An 18,744-nucleotide genomic window follows, 5' to 3' on the forward strand; every position below is an offset into this window, starting at 1 on the left:
GGGTTCTCCCCTCAGAACTGATCGGCGGCCAGACCCATCACCGGATCGGCGCCGGATTGGATGCGCGCCAGGTGCATTGTCGTCGCGGGCAGGCGGCGGGCCATGTAGTAGCGCGCGGTGGCCAGTTTCGTCTTGTGGAAGTCGGGATCGGACGTGCCGTTTGCAAGGGCATCGAGCGAGGCGCGGGCCATCCGGGCCCACATCAGTCCCAGGCAGACATGGCCCATCATGTGCATGAAGTCATAGGATCCCGACAGGGCCGCGTTGGGGTTCTTCATGCCTTCTTGCATGAAGAACATGCCGGCCGATTGCAATTCCTTCGACGCCTGCTTGAGCGGGGTCAGGATCGGCTCCATCCCCTCGACCTCGGCATTGTCCTTGATGAAGCTCTTGACCATCTCGAAGAAGGCCATGACGTGCTTGCCGCCATCCTGGGCCAGCTTGCGGCCCACGAGGTCCAGCGCCTGCACGCCGTTGGCCCCTTCGTAGATCATGGCGATGCGGGCATCGCGGGTGAACTGGCTCATGCCATGTTCCTCGATATAGCCGTGGCCGCCGTAGATCTGTTGCGCCAGCACGGTCATGTCGTAGCCCTGGTCAGTCAGGAAACCCTTGATCACCGGGGTCATCAGCGAGATCAGACCGTCGGCATCGGCATCCTTGGCGCGATGCGCCTGGTCGATTAGCGTGGCCCCCCAGAGGACGAAGGCGCGGCCGCCCTCGACAAAGCTCTTCTGGTCCATCAGCGCGCGGCGGATATCGGGATGCACGATCAGCGGGTCGGCAGGACCTTCGGGATTCTCCGTGCCGGTGACGGCGCGGCCCTGCAGGCGCTCCTTCGCGTAGGTCAGCGCGTTCTGGTAGGCCACGTCGGCCTGCGCCAGGCCCTGGATGCCGACGCCGATGCGGGCCTCGTTCATCATCGTGAACATGGCGCGCATGCCTTTATGTTCCTCCCCCAGCAGCCAGCCCTGCGCCTCGTCGTAGTTCATCACGCAGGTGGAATTGCCGTGGATTCCCATCTTTTCCTCGATCGAGCCGCAGGCGACGCCGTTCCTTTCACCGACGTTGCCGTCGTCCTTGACCAGGAATTTCGGCACGATGAAGAGAGAGACGCCCTTGATGCCATCCGGGCCGCCGGGGATCTTGGCCAGCACCAGGTGGATGATGTTCTCGGCCATGTCATGTTCGCCCGAGGAGATGAAGATCTTCTCGCCCGAGATGCGGTAGCTGCCATCGTCCTGCGGCACGGCCTTGGTGCGCATCAGGCCCAGATCGGTGCCGCAATGCGATTCCGTCAGGTTCATGGTGCCGGTCCAGTTGCACGAGATCATGTCGGGCAGGTAGGTCTGCTTCTGCGCCTCGGTGCCATGCGCCAGGATCGCCGCTGCCGCGCCATGGGTCAGGCCCTGGTACATGGCGAAGGCCTGGTTGGCGGCGGACAGCATCTCGGTCAGCGCGAGGCCCATCACGTAGGGCAGGTTCTGACCGCCGTATTCCTCGGGCATGTCGAGGCCGGTCCAGCCGCCTTCCTTGACCTGCTCGAACGCGTCCCTGAAGCCCTTGGGCGTGCGCACGACCCCGTTTTCGAGGGTGCAGCCCTCCTGGTCGCCGACCGCGTTCAGGGGCGCCAGCACATCGCTTGCGATCTTGGCGGCCTCGTCGAGGATGGCGGTGGTGAAATCGGGCTCCAGATCGGCATAGCCGGGGATGTCACGGTCCTGCACTTTCAGAACGTCGTGCAGCACATAGGCCATGTCCTTGGTGGGGGCGGTATAGTCGGGCATGATGATACGGGTCCTTGCGGAGAAGTGTAGAGGGGGTCAGGCGTCCCGGTCGTCTTCCGGGACATCGCCAAGCATGTCGCGGACCAGGTCCATCTGGGATTTCATCTCGGAGATGGCGGCATCCAGTTCGGTGCGGCGCTGCTCCAGATCCTCAAGCCGGGTCTGGGCCACCTCGAGCGTGCGCTTGAGCTGCGTCTCCTGCTGGTCGCCGACATGGTAAAGCTCCAGCAATTGCCGGATCTCCTCGAGGCTGAAACCGAAGCGCTTGCCGCGCAGGATCAGCTTGAGCCGGGCCCGGTCGCGCCGGGTGAAGAGGCGTTTCTGTCCGTCACGGATCGGAAACAGCAATTCTTTCGATTCATAGAACCGCAGGGTGCGCGCGATTCATAGAACCGCAGGGTGCGCGGCGTCACGTCGAACGCGTCGCACATTTCGCGGATGGTCATGGTTTCAGGATCCATGAGATCACCTATCGCATCATACATTGCCTTGCTGGTCCCCGATCTGTGGCGTCTGGGACCACTCTACAAGATAAACTTACGTTGACGTAAATGAAACGTCGCGTCACTTTTTTGATTGACGCAACGTCAGCAAGAAATGGCCGATTCTGTAACAAAACACGGGGTTTCGATCACGGATCCTGTGCGTTCCAGACCACGTTGCGCAGGTTTTGCAGCTCGTCGATGACCTCGTCCAACTCGACGCGGCGGGCCTTCAGCTCGTCCAGCTGGCGGTCGGCCATGTCGATCCAGACCTGTTGCTGCAAGCGGCCCTCGGGGTCGGCATCATACATTTCCAGCCATTGCCGGATTTCCTCGAGCGCGAATCCGAAGCGGCGGCCGCGCAGGATCAGGGTCATGCGGGCGACCTCGCGGGGGCCGTAGAACCGCGCGCGGCCCTCGCGTTCGGGCGCCAGCAATTCGATATATTCGTAATGGCGCAGGGTACGCGGCGTCACGTCGAACCGCGCGCACATCGCCTTGAAATCCAGCCGCTCGTCATTCATCGCGTGAGGCTCTCGCCGTTACCAGGTCGTTTCGACTGTGCAACAGGCTTGCAGGGAATGCAAAACCATGGTCCCTCTGGGGCGGAAAAATCCGCATGGGCGAGAGGACCGAGGCGTTGGACGCAGCCGAGAAACGACGCATTGCCAAGCAGTTCATCGAGGCGCTGCCATTTGCGCATAGCCTGAAGATGGAAGTTCAGGATATCGGCGAGGGGGTGGCCGTGATCGCGATGCCGTGGTCCGACGACCTGGTCGGCGATCCGCGCACCGGGGTCATTCATGGCGGCGCGGTCTCGGCGCTGATGGATACCTGCGGCGGGGCGGCGGTGATGACCCACCCCGAGGCCCCGGCGGGCACCGCCACCATCGACCTGCGCATCGACTACATGCGCCCCGCCGCGCCCGGCCAGCTCATCGTGACGCGGGCCGAGTGTTTCCATGTCACCCGCTCGGTCGGCTTCGTGCGCGCCAGCGCCTGGGACGAGGACGAGGAGCGTCCCGTGGCGACCGCCGCGGGCGCCTTTACCATCGAGCGTCCGAAAGAGGCCACGACATGAGCCGGAAGCCCGCGCGCCCCGAACCCGTCCAGGTCGTCAAGGAACGCCGCGACGGCGCGCTGAAGGCGCTTGTCGAGGGCATGCCCTATGCCCGCTTTCTGGGCATCGGCTTCGACCGGCGCGGCGACGAATTGACGGCGGTGATGCATTTCGACGAGAAGCTGATCGGCAACCCGCTGCTGCCCGCGCTGCATGGCGGGGCGATTGCCTCGTTCCTCGAGGTGACGTCGATCGTGCAACTCAGCTGGCAGACGATCTGGACCGAGATCGAGTCGGGCCGCATCGCGCCCGAGGAGATGACGCCCGCGACCATGCCGCGCCTGCCCAAGACGATTGATTTCACCGTCGATTACCTGCGCACCGGCCTGCCGCGCGACTGCTATGCGCGGGCGCGGGTGAACCGGTCGGGGCGGCGCTATGCCAGCGTTCATGTCGAGGCGTGGCAGGATCACCGCGACAGGCTCTTCGCGCAGGCGACCGGGCATTTCCTGATGCCGCAGGCCGGACCCGGTTCCGATGGCTGACACCGTGGCCCTGACCCATTCCAGGGTTCTGACCATCGCGCTGCCGATCATGATCTCGAACATCACGGTGCCGCTGCTGGGCCTGGTCGATACCGGCGTGGTGGGCCAGATGGGCGAAGCCGCCCCGATCGGCGCGGTGGGTCTGGGCGCGGTGGTCCTCAGCGCGGTCTACTGGATCTTCGGGTTCCTGCGCATGGGCACCACGGGGCTGACGGCGCAGGCGATGGGGGCGGGCAACCGGGCCGAGGTCGCCGCGATGCTGACCCGCGTGCTGATGATCGGGCTCATGGGCGGGCTGGTCCTGATCGTGCTGCAATGGCCCATTGTGGCTGCCGCGATGGGGCTGGCGGAAGGCTCGGACGAGGTCGAGGGGCTGGCGCAGCGCTACATCTCGATCCGCATCTGGTCCGCGCCCGCCGCCATCGCGATCTTCGGCATCAATGGCTGGCTCATCGCGCGGGAACGTACAGCCTCGATCCTGCTGCTGCAAATCTGGATGAACGGGCTGAACATCGTGCTGGACCTGGTCTTCGTGCTGGGCCTGGGCTGGGGCGTGGCAGGTGTTGCCGGGGCCACGTTCCTGGCCGAATGGAGCGGGCTTGCCTTCGGCCTCTGGCTCTGCCGCGCCGCGTTCCGGGTGCCGGACTGGCGCGACTGGGCGCGGGTCTTCGACCGGGCGCGGCTTATTCACATGGCGGCGGTCAATACCGACATCATGATCCGCTCGGTCCTGCTGACCACGGGCTTCGCCGCCTTCATGTTCCTGGGCGCGCGGTTCGGGGATGTGACGCTGGCGGGCAATCAGATCCTGATCCAGTTCGTCTATGTCACGGCCCACGCGCTGGACGGTTTCGCGCTGGCCGCCGAGACCTTGGTGGGCCAGGCGATGGGTGCACGCAGCCGGGCGCGTGTCAGACAAGGCGCGGTGCTGACCAGCCTCTGGGGCCTGGGCATCTGTGTCGGGCTGATGGCGGGCTATGCGCTGTTGGGTGGGCTGATCATCGACGTGATGACCACGGCGGAAGGCGTGCGCGAGGTGGCGCGCGATTACCTGGTCTGGGTCGCGCTGGCCCCGGCGCTGGGCATGCCGTCCTTCATGCTGGACGGCATCTTCATCGGGGCCACGCGCACCCGCGACATGCGCAACATGATGGTGCTGAGCTTCGCCGGTTACGTGCTGGCGCTGGTCGTGCTTGTGCCGGGGCTGGAAAACCACGGGCTCTGGGCGGCGCTGATGATCTTCTTCGTGCTGCGCGCGGTGACGCTGGCCGCGCGCTACCCGGCGCTGGAGCGGGCGGCGGCGTGAGGGGATCATCAGCGGATTGTCAGGTATGCCGGGGCCGTTTAACCTCCACGGATTGGGTGCGCTTTGATGAAGCCCTACAGGTAACGAGGAAGTGCCAAGCCGATGACACTGTACCCGATGACCGGATATCTGGAATTCGAGGCCATCTCCGGTGGCGGCACATTGACGCCAACGACGGTTTTTTTCGATGATTTCATCCCCGGCTCCAATGTGAATGACGTCAATAGCGACGGCAATGCGGATGCGGCCCCCCCGGCGGATCACTATTTTGGTCCGGCCTTTCCCTATTCCGGGTTCACGATCTCGATCAACGGCCATGACTACGCCATTTTCGAGGATACGCTTACTCCGGGTATCTATTACGTGCCCTACACCAGCAGCTTCGCGGATCTCTCCGGCCTCGATGGCACCGCGGTTACCCAGGTCATCACCAATGCGGGCGACAATGCCGGGGTGGCGAATTTCTGCTTCATGGGCGGCACTTTGATCGCGATGCCCAAGGGCGAACGGCGGGTCGAGGATATTGGCATCGGCGACTTCGTGATGACGTCTGATGGCCGCGCCGTGCCGGTCAAATGGCTGGGCAAGCAGCGCGTCACGCCCGCCGCCGTGAACCTGGCGCTGGACGAAAAACGCGCGCCGGTGCGGATCCGCGCGGGGGCGTTGGGCAACCACTCCGACCTCTATGTCAGTGCCGATCACGGGATGATCGTGGAGGGGCTTGTGATCAATGCAAGCGCGTTGGTGAACGGCGACAGCATCGCTTTCGTTCCGCTGGCCGAACTGCCCGAGTCTGTCACCTACTACCATGTCGAAACCGAGAACCACGACGTGATCCTAGCCAATGGCGCGCCTGCCGAGACCTTTATCGACTATGTCGGACGTCAGGCGTTCGACAACCATGCCGAATATGTCGCGCTTTACGGTTGCGAGCGCATCATCCCCGAGATGGAGCGGCCCCGGATCAGCACGGCGCGGCTCTTGCCCGAGGCGATCCGGGCGCGGTTGGGGATCGGCATGCGCGTCGTTGCGTGATAGCGGGGGCAAAATCGTCGACGATTTTTGACCGCCGCCCGTCGACGGGCGGCCCCCCGCTATAGCCAGTCGGCGCGGCCCGTGCCCACGGCCTCGGCCACGCTGGCGAACCCGTCGCGCGCAAGGAGCCCGTCCAGCCCGCGCGCGATCTCGGCGGCCAGCGACAGCCCGCCATAGACCAGCCCGGTATAGAGCTGCACCGCCGAGGCGCCGGCGCGGATCTTCTGATAGGCCTGCTCGGCGGTGGCGACACCGCCGACACCGATGATCGGCATCCGGCCATCGGTGAGGTCGGAAAGCCGCGCCAGCACGGCCGTGGACATCGCAAAGAGCGGCTGACCGGAGAGCCCGCCCGCCTCATTCCGATGGGCCCCGTGCAGCCCATCGCGGGCGCGGGTGGTATTGGTGGCGATGAGGCCGGAAATGCGGGTTTCGTGCGCAACCTCGGCGATATCCTCGATCTCGCGCGCCTCCAGGTCGGGGGCGATCTTGAGGAAAACCGGGATCGGGCGCGCCATGCCCTCACGCACCGCGATCACGCCTTCCAGCAGCCCCTTGAGCGCGTCCTTGCCTTGCAGGTCGCGCAGACGCTCGGTGTTGGGCGAGGAGACATTGACCGTGGCGAAATCGACATGCGCCCCGGCATGGCGCAGCACGGTGGCGAAATCGGCGGCGCGGTCGATGCTGTCCTTGTTGGCCCCGAGGTTGAGGCCCACGGGGATCTCGTGATGGCGCGCGGCGAGGCGGTCGGTGATCGCGTCCATCCCATCATTGTTGAAGCCGAACCGGTTGATCGCGGCGCGGTCTTGCGCCAGGCGGAAGAGGCGCGGGCGCGGGTTGCCCGGCTGCGGGCGCGGGGTCGCGGCGCCGACCTCCAGAAAGCCGAAGCCCGCCCGCATCAGCGGCCCGAAGGCGGTGGCGTTCTTGTCGAAGCCCGCCGCCAGCCCGACGGGGTTGAGCAGCGTCATGCCCGCCACGGTCGTGGCAAGGCGCGGCGAGGTGACGGGGCCGGGCAGCGGGGCAAGCCCGGTGCGCAGGGCGGTCAGCGCCAGCGCGTGCGCCCGCTCCGGGTCCAGCCGGTGCATGAGGCTGAGGCCGAGCCGCTCCAGCATCAGGGCGTCGCCAATTCGGGGATGATATGGCGGGTGCCGTCCCAGGGCAGGGGCTTGTGCCAGAGGACATCCTCCAGCCGCAAACTGGCATAGAGATGCGGGAATTCCGCCCCGCCGCGCGAGACCTCCCATTTCAGCGCATCGCCAAGCCGCGCGGCCTCCACCGCCAGCAGCTCCAGGCCCTCCGCGCCCGCGAAATGTTTGGCGGCGGTCCCGGCCAGCTGCTCTGCGGTCGAGAAATGCACGAAACCATCCGCCAGATCGACCGGCGCGCCGTCGGTTTCGCCCTTGGCGCGCAGTTCGGCCCATTCCTCGGACCGCAATATCTTGAAAATCAGCATGGGCCAGCCATTGGCCCGTCAGCGCCGCCACGTCAAGGGGCCGCCCGCGCGATTGAATCGCTTTACATGGGGGGCGGCCCCCGCCAAGCTGCGATCATAACAAAGACCGACAGGGAGACTACCGATGTTTGCTCGAATCCTGTGTTCGACGGCACTGCTGACCACCATGGGTGGCATGGCAGCCGCTGACACCACCATCCATATCCTTCATTTCAACGACTTCCACAGCCGGGTGCAGCCGATCACGCGTTTCAACAACACCTGCAACGCCGAGGATGACGCGGCGGGCGAATGCTTTGGCGGCGCCGCGCGGATGGAAACCGTGATCGAACAGATCGAAGCCGAACACGGCGCGGAGAACGTGGCCGTTGTCGCGGCGGGCGACCTGTTCCAGGGCTCGCTGATGTACACCACCTTCAAGGGGGATGTCGAAGCCGAGATGATGAATGCCATCGGGCTGGACCTGCTGGCGCTTGGCAACCATGAGTTTGACGACGGCCCGGAAAACCTGGCCCGGGTCATCGACATGATGGACTTCCCGGTGATTGCCGGCAACCTGGACCTGTCCGGCTCGGATCCCTTGCAGGAACGTGTCGGCAACAGCTACGTGATGGAAATCGGCGGTATCCAGGTCGGCTTCGTGGCCTCGCTGACCACCGATACGGTCGATATCGCGGCGCCCGGCCCCAATGTCGTGTTCCAGGATGAGATCGAGGCGATGCAGCAGGATGTCGATGAATTGCGCGAGCAGGGCATCGACGTGATCATTGCCGTGACCCATGTGGGCCAGGTGCTGGATGACATGCTGGCGGCCCAGGTCTCGGGCCTGGATGCGGTGATCGGCGGCCATTCCAACACCTTTTATTCGGTGGACGACCCCGACCGCGACTTTGCCTATCCGAACTTCATCACCGGCCCGGAGGGCGATCTGGTGCCCGTGGTCTCGGCCTATGCCTATTCCAAGTACATGGGCCATCTGGAGCTGACCATCGACGATGACGGCAACGTGGTCTGGGCCGAGGGAGACACGATCCTGCTGGATGCCTCCTTTGAGCCGGACGCGGAGTTGAGCGAGCGCATCGCTGAGCTGACCGCCCCGATCGAAGAAGCGATGGCCGAGGTGGTCGGTGAGTCCGAGGCCTCCATTGACGGCGACCGGTCGAGCTGCCGTGTGCAGGAATGCGAAATGGGCGTCCTCGTAGCGACCGCGATGCTGGAGCGGGTGCGCGACCAGGGCATCGACGTCGCGATCCAGAACGGCGGCGGTCTGCGTGCCTCGATCGACGCGGGCGAGGTGACGATGGGCGAGGTGCTGACGGTGCTTCCGTTCCAGAACACGCTGGCCACGTTCCAACTGACCGGGGCCGACATCGTCGCGGCGCTGGAAAATGGCGTCAGCCAGGTCGAGGAAGGCGCGGGCCGCTTCCCGCAGGTCGCGGGCATGCGCTACACGTGGGATCCCGAGGCGGAGCCGGGCAGCCGCATCGTCTCGGTCGAGATCGAAACGGAAAACGGCTATGAGCCGATCGACCCCGAGGCAACCTATGGCGTCGTGTCCAACGACTACATGCGCGGTGGCGGCGACGGCTACGCGGTCTTCGCCAGCGAGGGCATGAACGCCTATGATTTCGGTCCTGGCCTGGAGCAGGTGGTCGCCGACTACCTGGCCGAGAACTCCCCCTATACACCGCATCTGGAAGATCGGATCATGCAGGCCGAATAACCCGCCTGCCTGGGATGGGAAGGGGCCGGACGGGAAACTGTCCGGCCCTTTTCCTGTCGGTCAGTCCAGCGGGGGCGGCGGGATTTTCCCGCCATGCAAGCCCGTCATGGCGGCTTTCGAAAAGCGTCGGTTGTGCGTTCCGGTAGCGCTATCATATTGGCCCTGTAACGCGAAGGAGACACGACATGACCTATGCAGCAGAGCTGATGAACCGCGCCCGCAAACGCGCCGCCTACCGCCGTACCGTGCGGGAACTGGGCGCGCTCGACCGCAATACCAGGCTGGACCTCGACATCTACGAGGGCGACATCCCGCGCATTGCCCAAAAGGCCGTTTACGGCGCCTGAGGGATTGGGGCTTTTCAGCGCCCCGCGGGCTGCCTAGTCTCGCGCCCATGTGTGGACGCATGGCCCTGACCCTCCCCCATGACGCGATGGTGCAGCTCTTCGGGGCTGCACCCGCCAACGACCTTCCCGACAGCCCCCGCTACAATATCTGCCCGACGCAAGCCGTGGGCGTCGTCACCTCGGATGGAGGCCAACGGCGCTACCGCCCGATGCGCTGGGGGCTGGTGCCGCATTGGTACAAGACGCCCACGGACGGGCCCTTGCTGATCAACGCGCGGGCCGAGACGATCGCCGAGAAACCCGCCTTTCGTTCCGCCGTGCGCGAACGCCGGTGCCTGGTGCCGATCAGCGGGTTCTACGAATGGACCAAGGACGCCAGGGACAACCGGCTGCCCTGGTATATCCACCCGAAAGACGGCGGCGCGCTGGTGCTGGCGGGCATCTGGCAGGACTGGCAGCGGGGCGACGAAAGCCTGACCACGCTGGCCATCGTGACCTGTGCGGCGGGGGCGGGGCTGGACCATATCCACCACCGCGAACCCGTCAGCCTGGCACCCGACGACTGGGCCAAGTGGCTGGGCGAGGAGGGCAAGGGCGCGGCGCCCCTGATGCAGGCAGCACCCAAGGACCGCTTTGAAGCTTACCGCGTCGACCCTGCCGTCAATTCCAACCGCGCGCAGGGGCCGGAGCTGATCGAACCCCTCGATGACGGGGGCGAATGAGGCGGGGTCCGGCCACGCTGTTGGGCTTCGTCGCGATCCTGCTCTGGGCGCTTCTGGCGGCCTTCACGGCAGCCAGCGGCGCGGTGCCGCCGTTCCAGCTCATGGCGATGAGCTTTGCCATCGGCGGGCTGGCCGGGGCGGCAAGCTGGGCGTGGCGGCCGCATGGGATCGCCGCGCTGCGCCATGGCTGGCCGGTCTGGGCCGTGGGCGTCGGCGGCCTCTTCGGGTATCACTTCCTCTATTTCTCGGCCCTGCGCGCGGCCCCCGCGATCGAGGCAAGCCTGATTGCCTATCTCTGGCCCCTGCTGATCGTGCTGCTCTCCGCGCTTGCCCCCGGTGAGAGGCTGCGCGCCCATCACGTCATCGGGGCGCTTATGGGGCTGGCGGGGGCCGCGCTGATCGTTACGGGCGGGCGCGGGTTTGCGATTGATCCGGCCTATCTGGACGGTTACGCGCTGGCGCTGGTGGCGGCTTTCTTCTGGTCGTCCTATTCCGTGCTGTCGCGCCGGTTCCATGCCGTGCCCTCGGATATCGTCACCGGCTTCTGCCTTGTCACGGCGGGGCTGGCACTGGTGGCGCATCTGGGGCTTGAGGCGACCGTCTGGCCGCAGGGCGCGACCCAGTGGCTGGCGGTCCTGGGCCTGGGTATCGGCCCGGTCGGGCTGGCCTTCTTCGTCTGGGATACCGGCGTCAAGCATGGCGACATCCAGGTTTTGGGTGCGGCCAGCTACTGCGCGCCGCTTCTGTCCACGCTGGTGCTGATCGCGCTTGGCCTGGGCGCGTTTACCTGGGCCATTGGCCTGGCCTGCGTGCTGATCACCGGCGGCGCGGTGATCGCCGCGCGCGACATGATCTTCAGGAAGCGCTGACAAGAAAACGGGCCGCCTGGGAGAGGGGGCGGCCCGGTTCTAGGTCCAGGGAGGAAAGTGTCAGGCAGCGTGCTCGATCTTGTTGTCTTTCTGCCGCCTGAGATCAGCCTAGCCGCATAATGGGGCGAAAATGGGGCGATTGTTTCGGTTTGTACGACGATGGCCGCGGCGCGTCGAAGAAAGCGCCCCTCGTTCCGGGGGTGCAAGGCGCGCGTTTCCGGGCAGGGACACGAGTCATCCGACCCCCGGGGGATCGCCCGGCGGCCTCGGCCCTTGACCTCGAATGGCCCATGAAATAGCAACCACTTCGCAACGCGGGCGTTGTGTAATGGTAAGACCTCAGATTTCCAATCTGAAGATACGGGTTCGATTCCCGTCGCCCGCTCCAATCCCCAAACTGCTCAGCTCTCTGACAGGCAATCCAGCGCGGTATCGGCCATGTCGCGGATCAGGGCGGTGTAGAAATCCGGCTCTGGCAGCAGGCTCATCCCGAGCGGATCGAGGCTGGCGGTAGGAAGGCCCGTTTCCAGCACCGCATAGGCCAGGTTGATATCGCTTTGCGGTTCGTAGAACAGGCAGGCGACATCGCCGTCGGCCATGCCCTCCAGCAGTTCCATGATGCGGGCGGCACCCGGCGGGGTGGCTTCACCATCGGCGATGGCCCCGATGGCCTGAAGGCCGAAACGGTCCTCGAAATAGTGATAGGCGTCATGCAGCACGACAAAGCGGGCGTCACGGACCGGGGCCAGTTGCGCATCGACCTCCGCGACCAGGGCGCCGAGATCGTTTGCGGCGGCCTCGGCGTTGTCCAGGTAGGTCCGGGCGTTCCGGGGGTCCGCGTCTGCAAGCGCATCGGCAATGGCCAGCAGCCAGATGCGGGCGTTTTCCGGGTCCAGCCAGGCATGGGGGTTGATTGACCCGCTGTCAGGCTCGCCCTCGCCCTCGCCCTCGTGCTCTGCCGCGTCCTCATGACCGGCGAAATTGGCCCCCTCGCGCATCTCCAGAAGCCGCGTGCCCTCCACCTCCAGCAACCTGAGCTGATCGGCATCGCCGGCGAGGGTTTCGAGGCTGTCCTCCAGCCACGGTGTCAGGCCGGGGCCGACCCAGATCACGAGATCGGCCTGTTCCAGAACCGCCGCCTGCGAGGGGCGCAGCGCGAAATCATGCGGCAAGGCGCCGGGTCGGATCACCAGGTCGGGCCGCCCCAGATCGCCCAGGACCTGCTCGACCAGCCCGTAGACCGGCGCGATATCGACCGCGATCCGGGGCACTTCGGCCTGCAAGGGGGTGGCGAACAGAAAGAGCGCGGCGAGGGCAGGGCGAAACATCGGGGCCTCCGTTATATTATCACATAGCGGCTTTCTATTTGTGATGTTATAGCATAGCAAGCAGGAAATGCCCCAACCGGATGCACCGCCATGGACCCGATCGGATTCGAACAGCATGACCACGCCGCCTGCCGCAAGGGCGGGTTGGCCGAGGTGGAGCGGCGATGCGCCACGCAAGGGCTGCACCTGACGCCGGTGCGCCGCCGCGTGCTGGAGATTCTGCTTGAGGAACACCGGGCGCTCGGGGCCTATGAGATCCTCGACCGGCTGCGCGACGAGGGCATGGGCCGCCAGCCCCCGGTGGCCTATCGGGCGCTGGATTTCCTCGTCAAGCATGGCTTCGCGCACAAGATCGAGCAGCTCAACGCCTTCATCGCCTGCACCCATCCCGGCACCGATCACGCGGCGGCTTTCCTGATCTGCCGCATCTGTCATTCGGTGGCCGAGGCCATCGCCGAACCCGCGCGCGGCAACCTGGGCCGGGCGGCGGCGGAAACGGGCTTTGTCATCGAACGCACCGTGACCGAGGCGCAGGGCATCTGCCCCAATTGCCGCGAGGAGGCCCCAGCATGAGCCTTGTGCGCATCGACGGCATGAGCGTTCGCCTGGGCGGCAACACGGTCCTGCACCATGTCGATTTTTCCATTGATCCCGGCGAGATCGTCACGGTCGTCGGCCCCAACGGGTCGGGCAAATCCACCCTTCTGCGCGCCATCATCGGGGCGATCCGGCCCGAGGCGGGCCGTGTCACGCGCAGCCCGAACCTGCGCATCGGATATGTGCCGCAGAAACTGCATATCGACCCGACCTTGCCCCTTACGGTGCGCCGCTTCCTCGACCTGCCGCGCCGGGTGGACGCCGCCACCGCGCGTCAGACGCTGGAGGAGGCGGGGGCGGGGGCGCTGGCCAGCCGCCAGATGACGGACCTGTCGGGCGGGCAATTCCAGCGCGTGTTGCTGGCGCGTGCGCTGTTGAACGCCCCGGAGCTCCTGATCCTCGACGAGGCGACGCAAGGGCTGGACCAGCCGGGATCGGCGGCTTTCTACCAGCGCATCGCCGACCTGCGCGACCGCTTGGGCTGCGCCGTGCTGATGGTCAGCCATGAATTGCACGTGGTGATGGCGGCGTCGGACAGGGTAATCTGCCTCAACGGCCATGTCTGTTGTGAAGGCGCGCCGGAGCATGTCGCCTCGGCCCCCGAATACCGGGCGCTCTTTGGCACCGGCACGGGCGGCGCGCTGGCGCTTTACCGGCATGAACATAGCCACAGCCATGACCATGGGGCGCCTGAATGAGCCTTCTCGACAGTTTCGTGATCCGCGCCCTTCTGGCCGGGCTTGGCGTGGCGCTGGCCGCCGCCCCCCTGGGCTGTTTCGTGGTCTGGCGGCGCATGGCCTATTTCAGCGACGCAACGGCGCATGCCGCGATCCTGGGCGTGGCGCTGGCGCTGGCGCTTTCGGTCAATGTCTTCTTGGGCGTTCTGGCTGTCGCCGGGATCATGGCGCTTGCGGTCTCGACCCTGACCAGCCGGGGCCATGCGATGGATACGCTTCTGGGGGTCGCGGCACATTCGGCGCTGGCGGCGGGGCTGGTCGCGGTATCGCTGATCTCGGGCGTGCGGATCGACCCGATGGCCTATCTCTTCGGCGATATCCTGTCGGTCGGGCGCGGCGACCTGGCGCTGATCTGGGGTGGCGCGGCGGCGATTCTGGCGCTGCTGGCCTGGCGCTGGCAGGCGCTGCTGACCGCCACGGTCAATCCCGATCTGGCCTATGCCAGCGGCATCGACCCAAGGCGCGAGCAGATGGTGCTGACGCTGGCGCTGGCCCTTGTCGTCGCGGTCGCGATCAAGGTGGTTGGCGCGCTCTTGATCGGCGCGATGCTCATCATCCCCGCCGCCGCCGCCCGCGCGGTGGGTGACACGCCCGAACGCATGGCCGCGTTCGCCGCCGGGATCGGAGCGCTGTCTGTCTTCGGCGGCCTCCAGGCCTCGCTGAGCTATGACACGCCGACGGGGCCGAGCATCGTCAGCGCCGCCGCTGTCCTCTTCGCCCTGACCGCCATCGCGGCCCGCCTGCTGCGCCGCTGACCCCTGCGACCGCGTTGCAGGGGCTTGCGGTCTTGTGCGTGGGCCGACACGGCAGTATCCCCGTGCGGGCCAGGTCAACCAAAGAAGGTCGCGCATGTCCGACAGCACCGCCGCCAGCACACCCGCCCCCAAGCGGTCGGAAGAGGAGCGCGAGAAATCGCGCCGCATCGGCTCGCTCAAGGCGCTGGCGCCCTTCATGGCCCCCTATAAGGGCCTGGTCTTCGCCGCCATCGCGGCGCTTGTCCTGACCGCGACCGTCTCGCTGCTGCTGCCGCTGGCCGTGCGCCGCGTCGTTGACGGGTTCGAGACCGAATCCGTCGCCCTGCTGGACCAGTATTTTGTCGCCGCGCTGGCCATCGCCGGGCTGCTCGCGCTTGGCACGGGGCTGCGTTACTACCTCGTCACCCGCCTGGGCGAGCGTGTCGTCGCCGATATCCGCAAGGCGGTGTTCAGCCGCATGATTCACATGAGCCCCGCTTTCTTCGAGCGCATCATGACCGGCGAGGTCCTGAGCCGCATCACCACCGACACCACGCTGCTGCTGTCGGTCATCGGCTCGTCCGTTTCCGTCGCCCTGCGCAACGTGCTGCTGTTCCTCGGCGGGCTTGGCATGATGCTCTATACCTCGCCCAAGCTGACCGGCCTCGTGCTGCTGATCGTTCCGGTTGTCATCGTGCCGATCGTCCTCCTGGGACGGCGCTTGCGGATGCTCAGCCGCCAGAACCAGGACTGGATCGCGGAAAGCTCGGGCAAGGCGTCCGAGGCGCTTCTCTCGGCGCAGGCGGTGCAGGCCTTCACCAATGAACGCGCCACGGCGGGGCAGTTCGACGATGTGACCGAGCTGAGCTTCGAGAGCGCCAAGACCCGCATCCGCACCCGCGCCATCATGACCGTGATCGTCATCGCGCTGGTCTTTGCCGGTGTGGTCGGTGTGCTCTGGATCGGCGCGCGCGACGTGCGGGCCGAGGCGATGAGCGTGGGCGAGCTGATCCAGTTCCTGATCTACGCGATCATGGTGGCGGGCTCGGTCGGTGCCCTGTCCGAGATCTGGGGCGAGTTGCAGCGCGCCTCGGGCGCGACCGAGCGGCTGGTGGAGCTGCTCGGCGACGATGACAGCGTGGCCGACCCGGTTCAGGGCCAGACCCTGCCGCAGGGCGGGCGCGGGCAGATTGCCTTCGAGGATGTGCATTTCCACTACCCCACCCGCCCCGATGCCGCGGCGCTTGCGGGTGTCAGCCTGACCATAAGACCGGGCGAGACCGTGGCGCTGGTCGGCCCCTCGGGCGCGGGCAAATCCACCATCTTCCAGCTGCTCCTGCGCTTCTACGATCCGATCTCGGGCAAGGTCAGCCTCGATGGCGTCGATCTGCGCGACATGACCCGCGCGCATTTCCGCAAATCCATCGCGCTGGTGCCGCAGGATCCGGTGATCTTCGCGGCCTCGGCGCGCGAGAACATCCGTTTCGGTCGCCCCGATGCGTCGGATGCCGAGGTCGAGGACGCCGCCCGCGCCGCCGCCGCGCATGACTTCCTGACCGCCCTGCCGGAGGGCTATGACACTTATGTCGGCGAGCGCGGCATCATGCTGTCGGGCGGACAGAAACAGCGCATCGCCATCGCCCGTGCCATCTTGCGCGATGCGCCGGTGCTGCTGCTCGACGAGGCCACCAGCGCGCTGGACGCCGAAAGCGAACGCGCCGTGCAGCAGGCGGTGACCGAGCTTTCCGCCGACCGCACCACGCTGATCGTCGCGCATCGGTTGGCGACGGTGAAACAGGCCGACCGGATCGTGGTGTTCGAGGCAGGCCAGATCGTGGCCGAGGGCACGCATGAGGATCTGGTGGCGGGCGGTGGCCTCTACGCCCGACTGGCGCGGCTTCAGTTCACCGAAGGGCTTGCCGCAGAGTAATCCGCGCGGCGGGCCCCGAAATGCTTGCCTTGCAGGCGCAATCCTTCCATCCTGCCCGCAAAACGGGCCCCGTGCCACGCATGAGGGCCGACGCCGGAATCAGGGGAGGAGAACCGGAATGTCGCGATTTGCGAATATTGCCGACGTGCGCGCGATCGAGGAAGCGAACCCATGGCCCGAGAGCCAGCCGGCGGTGACGCTCTACCAGCTTCTGTCGCAGACCGCCGCACGGGTGCCGAACAACAGGGCGGTCAGTTTCCAGCTGCTCTCCGGGCCCAAGGACAAGGCCGAGACGATGACCTGGAAACAGTATCACGGCAAGGTCACGCAGGTCGCCAATCTCTTCCGCTCGCTCGGCGTGGGCGAGGGGGATGTCGTCGCCTATGTCCTGCCGAACTGCAACGAGGCGACGACCGTGCTGATCGGCGGCTGCGTCGCGGGTATCGCCAACCCGATCAACCCGCTCCTGGAGCCCGAGCACATCGCCTCCATCCTGCGCGAGACCAAGGCCAAACTGGTCGTGACCCTGCGCGCCTTCCCCAAGACGGATGTGGCGCAGAAAGTGGCCGAGGCGGTGGCGGATGCCCCCGGCGTCACCCATGTGCTGGAGGTCGACCTGCTGCGCTATCTGACCCCGCCAAAAAGCTGGATCGTGCCGCTGATCCGGCCCAAGAACCCGGTCAGCCATCACGCCAAGTTGCTGGATTTCACCGCAGAAGTGGCCAGGCAGCCCGCCGACCGCCTGAGTTTCGATGACAGCAAGGAAGACCGCGTCGCGGCCTATTTCCACACCGGCGGCACCACGGGCATGCCCAAGGTCGCGCAGCACAAGTATTCCGGCATGATCTACAATGGCTGGCTTGGCCATACGCTTCTGTTCGACGACACCGACACCATCATCTGCCCGCTGCCGCTGTTCCACGTCTTCGCCTGCCACGTGATCCTGATGGCGATGATCGCCTCTGGCGCGCATGTCGTCTTTCCGACCCCGCAGGGCTATCGCGGCGAGGGCGTGTTCGACAATTTCTGGAAGCTGGTCGAACGCTGGGGCGTGACCTTCATCATCACCGTACCGACCGCAATCTCGGCGATGATGCAGCGCCCGGTCAATGCCGATGTCTCGACCGTCAAGACCGCTTTTTCCGGGTCATCTCCGCTGCCGCTGGAGCTGTTCCGCCGCTTCGAGAAGGCCACCGGCGTGACCCTGGTCGAGGGCTACGGGTTGACCGAGGCGACCTGCCTTGTCTCGGTGAACCCGGTCGAGGGCACCAAGAAGGTGGGCTCGGTCGGCGTGCCGCTGCCCCATACCGAGGTGCGCATCCTCAAACACACGCCTGACGGGGTGATTGTCTGCGACACCGATGAGGTGGGCGAGATCTGCATCGACAATCCCGGTGTCTTCGAAGGCTCGACCTATACCGAGAGCGACAAGAATATCGACCTGTTCCACGACGACATCTACCTGCGCACCGGCGATCTGGGCCGCATCGACGAGGATGGCTATCTTTGGATCACGGGCCGCGCCAAGGACCTGATCATCCGCGGCGGCCACAATATCGACCCCGCCGAGATCGAGGAGGCGCTGGCCGGACACGAGGCCGTCGCCATGGCCGGCGCGATCGGCCAGCCCGACGCCTTCGCGGGTGAACTGCCTTGCGTCTATGTCGAACTGGTCGATGGCGGCAAAGTCACCATCGAGGAGCTCAAGGCCCATTGCGACGAACATGTCCACGAACGCGCGGCGCGGCCCAAGCATATCGAGATCATGGATGAATTGCCCAAGACCGCCGTTGGCAAGGTCTTCAAGCCCGACCTGCGCAAACGCGCCATCACGCGGGTCTACAATGCCGCGCTGAAGGAGGCGGGGCTGGCCGCCGAGGTGGTCCGGGTGGTCGAGAGCAAGAACCGCGGGCTTGTGGCGCAGGTCAAGAAGACCGGCAATGTGGAAGAGGCCGACGTCACCCGCGTCCTGGGCGAGTTTACCCGGCCATGGGAATGGGACGACGCCTGAGCACCGCGCGCGCTAGCATGGAACAGGGGGCCATCCGGACCGGGTGGCCCTTTTTTGGTTTGCACAGCCCTGCCATGG

18 protein-coding genes, 1 tRNA gene and 1 pseudogene are annotated in these 18,744 nt (G+C 66.0%); 14 read left to right on the forward strand and 6 right to left on the reverse strand.

Annotated features, from left to right (window positions below):
- Positions 1-11 precede the first annotated feature (11 nt).
- The 3 genes and pseudogenes from HNS34_RS16290 to HNS34_RS16300 all read right to left on the reverse strand — a co-directional run bounded on the left by HNS34_RS16290 (position 12) and on the right by HNS34_RS16300 (position 2,793).
- Positions 12-1,787: an acyl-CoA dehydrogenase C-terminal domain-containing protein gene (locus tag HNS34_RS16290; RefSeq protein WP_172321163.1), complete on the reverse strand. Its 1,776-nt coding sequence runs from the start codon at positions 1,785-1,787 to the stop codon at positions 12-14.
- Between the two features lie 90 nt (positions 1,788-1,877).
- A pseudogene (locus HNS34_RS16295) lies at positions 1,878-2,248 on the reverse strand (MerR family transcriptional regulator); the annotation flags it as partial.
- A 170-nt stretch (positions 2,249-2,418) separates the two neighbouring features.
- Positions 2,419-2,793 (reverse strand): MerR family transcriptional regulator, encoded by a 375-nt coding sequence (locus HNS34_RS16300; protein WP_172321164.1) that lies wholly within the window; start codon positions 2,791-2,793, stop codon positions 2,419-2,421.
- Between the two features lie 95 nt (positions 2,794-2,888).
- Here HNS34_RS16300 and HNS34_RS16305 point away from each other — a divergent pair, with 95 nt between their 5' ends.
- The 4 genes from HNS34_RS16305 to HNS34_RS16320 all read left to right on the forward strand — a co-directional run bounded on the left by HNS34_RS16305 (position 2,889) and on the right by HNS34_RS16320 (position 6,215).
- The gene (locus HNS34_RS16305; RefSeq protein WP_172321165.1) at positions 2,889-3,350 is read left to right on the forward strand and encodes a PaaI family thioesterase; all 462 of its coding nucleotides are present in this window, start codon (positions 2,889-2,891) and stop codon (positions 3,348-3,350) included.
- On the forward strand, positions 3,347-3,874 hold the full coding sequence (locus HNS34_RS16310; protein ID WP_172321166.1) for a PaaI family thioesterase: 528 nt from the start codon (positions 3,347-3,349) through the stop codon (positions 3,872-3,874). The genes HNS34_RS16305 and HNS34_RS16310 overlap by 4 nt, the downstream gene beginning before the upstream one ends.
- A complete protein-coding gene (locus HNS34_RS16315) occupies positions 3,867-5,180 on the forward strand; it encodes an MATE family efflux transporter (protein WP_172321167.1) in 1,314 nt (437 codons plus the stop codon). Before HNS34_RS16310 ends, HNS34_RS16315 begins: the two co-directional genes overlap by 8 nt.
- A 102-nt stretch (positions 5,181-5,282) precedes the next feature.
- A complete protein-coding gene (locus tag HNS34_RS16320) occupies positions 5,283-6,215 on the forward strand; it encodes a Hint domain-containing protein (RefSeq protein WP_235952779.1) in 933 nt (310 codons plus the stop codon).
- Positions 6,216-6,274: 59 nt separating this feature from the next.
- On the opposite strand, the gene HNS34_RS16325 is transcribed toward HNS34_RS16320, so the two are convergent.
- Together HNS34_RS16325 and HNS34_RS16330 are read right to left on the reverse strand one after the other, a co-directional pair.
- On the reverse strand, positions 6,275-7,327 hold the full coding sequence (locus HNS34_RS16325) for a quinone-dependent dihydroorotate dehydrogenase (protein ID WP_172321168.1): 1,053 nt from the start codon (positions 7,325-7,327) through the stop codon (positions 6,275-6,277).
- Positions 7,327-7,668 carry a DUF952 domain-containing protein gene (locus tag HNS34_RS16330; protein WP_172321169.1) on the reverse strand — a complete coding sequence of 114 codons (342 nt, stop codon included), beginning with the start codon at positions 7,666-7,668 and terminating at the stop codon, positions 7,327-7,329. Before HNS34_RS16330 ends, HNS34_RS16325 begins: the two co-directional genes overlap by 1 nt.
- Before the next feature lie 124 nt (positions 7,669-7,792).
- Between HNS34_RS16330 and HNS34_RS16335 the strand changes: the two genes are divergently transcribed.
- The 5 genes from HNS34_RS16335 to HNS34_RS16355 all read left to right on the forward strand — a co-directional run bounded on the left by HNS34_RS16335 (position 7,793) and on the right by HNS34_RS16355 (position 11,717).
- Positions 7,793-9,391, forward strand: coding sequence for a bifunctional metallophosphatase/5'-nucleotidase (locus HNS34_RS16335; protein ID WP_172321170.1), 1,599 nt, complete (start codon positions 7,793-7,795; stop codon positions 9,389-9,391).
- 185 nt (positions 9,392-9,576) lie between these two features.
- Positions 9,577-9,738: a hypothetical protein gene (locus HNS34_RS16340; protein WP_172321171.1), complete on the forward strand. Its 162-nt coding sequence runs from the start codon at positions 9,577-9,579 to the stop codon at positions 9,736-9,738.
- 47 nt (positions 9,739-9,785) lie between these two features.
- Complete coding sequence (locus HNS34_RS16345) at positions 9,786-10,460, forward strand: SOS response-associated peptidase (protein WP_172321172.1); 675 nt, start codon at positions 9,786-9,788, stop codon at positions 10,458-10,460.
- A complete protein-coding gene (gene yddG / locus HNS34_RS16350) occupies positions 10,457-11,329 on the forward strand; it encodes an aromatic amino acid exporter YddG (protein ID WP_172321173.1) in 873 nt (290 codons plus the stop codon). The genes HNS34_RS16345 and yddG overlap by 4 nt, the downstream gene beginning before the upstream one ends.
- 314 nt (positions 11,330-11,643) lie before the next feature.
- Positions 11,644-11,717, forward strand: a tRNA-Gly gene (locus HNS34_RS16355).
- Between the two features lie 13 nt (positions 11,718-11,730).
- Here the strand turns inward: HNS34_RS16355 and HNS34_RS16360 are convergent.
- A complete protein-coding gene (locus HNS34_RS16360; protein ID WP_172321174.1) occupies positions 11,731-12,657 on the reverse strand; it encodes a zinc ABC transporter substrate-binding protein in 927 nt (308 codons plus the stop codon).
- Positions 12,658-12,747: 90 nt separating this feature from the next.
- Here HNS34_RS16360 and HNS34_RS16365 point away from each other — a divergent pair, with 90 nt between their 5' ends.
- From HNS34_RS16365 to HNS34_RS16385, 5 genes are all read left to right on the forward strand, one after another.
- Positions 12,748-13,230: a helix-turn-helix domain-containing protein gene (locus HNS34_RS16365; RefSeq protein WP_172321175.1), complete on the forward strand. Its 483-nt coding sequence runs from the start codon at positions 12,748-12,750 to the stop codon at positions 13,228-13,230.
- Complete coding sequence (locus HNS34_RS16370; protein WP_172321176.1) at positions 13,227-13,952, forward strand: ATP-binding cassette domain-containing protein; 726 nt, start codon at positions 13,227-13,229, stop codon at positions 13,950-13,952. Before HNS34_RS16365 ends, HNS34_RS16370 begins: the two co-directional genes overlap by 4 nt.
- Positions 13,949-14,746 (forward strand): metal ABC transporter permease, encoded by a 798-nt coding sequence (locus HNS34_RS16375; RefSeq protein ID WP_172321177.1) that lies wholly within the window; start codon positions 13,949-13,951, stop codon positions 14,744-14,746. Before HNS34_RS16370 ends, HNS34_RS16375 begins: the two co-directional genes overlap by 4 nt.
- Positions 14,747-14,840: 94 nt before the next feature.
- A complete protein-coding gene (locus HNS34_RS16380; RefSeq protein WP_172321178.1) occupies positions 14,841-16,655 on the forward strand; it encodes an ABC transporter transmembrane domain-containing protein in 1,815 nt (604 codons plus the stop codon).
- Positions 16,656-16,773: 118 nt separating this feature from the next.
- Positions 16,774-18,666, forward strand: a complete 1,893-nt coding sequence (locus HNS34_RS16385; protein WP_172321179.1) for an acyl-CoA synthetase — start codon at positions 16,774-16,776, stop codon at positions 18,664-18,666.
- Positions 18,667-18,744: the final 78 nt, after the last annotated feature.

Source organism: Alterinioella nitratireducens, assembly GCF_013155465.1.
Taxonomy (GTDB): domain Bacteria; phylum Pseudomonadota; class Alphaproteobacteria; order Rhodobacterales; family Rhodobacteraceae; genus Alterinioella; species Alterinioella nitratireducens.

Coding starts and splice junctions, on each gene's coding strand:
- HNS34_RS16385 (WP_172321179.1), top strand. CDS start 16,774: ATGTCGCGATTTGCGAATATTGCCGACGTGCGCGCGATCGAGGAAGCG.
- yddG (WP_172321173.1), top strand. CDS start 10,457: ATGAGGCGGGGTCCGGCCACGCTGTTGGGCTTCGTCGCGATCCTGCTC.
- HNS34_RS16380 (WP_172321178.1), top strand. CDS start 14,841: ATGTCCGACAGCACCGCCGCCAGCACACCCGCCCCCAAGCGGTCGGAA.
- HNS34_RS16360 (WP_172321174.1), bottom strand. CDS start 12,657: ATGTTTCGCCCTGCCCTCGCCGCGCTCTTTCTGTTCGCCACCCCCTTG.
- HNS34_RS16290 (WP_172321163.1), bottom strand. CDS start 1,787: ATGCCCGACTATACCGCCCCCACCAAGGACATGGCCTATGTGCTGCAC.
- HNS34_RS16330 (WP_172321169.1), bottom strand. CDS start 7,668: ATGCTGATTTTCAAGATATTGCGGTCCGAGGAATGGGCCGAACTGCGC.
- HNS34_RS16370 (WP_172321176.1), top strand. CDS start 13,227: ATGAGCCTTGTGCGCATCGACGGCATGAGCGTTCGCCTGGGCGGCAAC.
- HNS34_RS16310 (WP_172321166.1), top strand. CDS start 3,347: ATGAGCCGGAAGCCCGCGCGCCCCGAACCCGTCCAGGTCGTCAAGGAA.
- HNS34_RS16345 (WP_172321172.1), top strand. CDS start 9,786: ATGTGTGGACGCATGGCCCTGACCCTCCCCCATGACGCGATGGTGCAG.
- HNS34_RS16325 (WP_172321168.1), bottom strand. CDS start 7,327: ATGCTGGAGCGGCTCGGCCTCAGCCTCATGCACCGGCTGGACCCGGAG.
- HNS34_RS16320 (WP_235952779.1), top strand. CDS start 5,283: ATGACACTGTACCCGATGACCGGATATCTGGAATTCGAGGCCATCTCC.
- HNS34_RS16375 (WP_172321177.1), top strand. CDS start 13,949: ATGAGCCTTCTCGACAGTTTCGTGATCCGCGCCCTTCTGGCCGGGCTT.
- HNS34_RS16300 (WP_172321164.1), bottom strand. CDS start 2,793: ATGAATGACGAGCGGCTGGATTTCAAGGCGATGTGCGCGCGGTTCGAC.
- HNS34_RS16315 (WP_172321167.1), top strand. CDS start 3,867: ATGGCTGACACCGTGGCCCTGACCCATTCCAGGGTTCTGACCATCGCG.
- HNS34_RS16335 (WP_172321170.1), top strand. CDS start 7,793: ATGTTTGCTCGAATCCTGTGTTCGACGGCACTGCTGACCACCATGGGT.
- HNS34_RS16305 (WP_172321165.1), top strand. CDS start 2,889: ATGGGCGAGAGGACCGAGGCGTTGGACGCAGCCGAGAAACGACGCATT.
- HNS34_RS16365 (WP_172321175.1), top strand. CDS start 12,748: ATGGACCCGATCGGATTCGAACAGCATGACCACGCCGCCTGCCGCAAG.
- HNS34_RS16340 (WP_172321171.1), top strand. CDS start 9,577: ATGACCTATGCAGCAGAGCTGATGAACCGCGCCCGCAAACGCGCCGCC.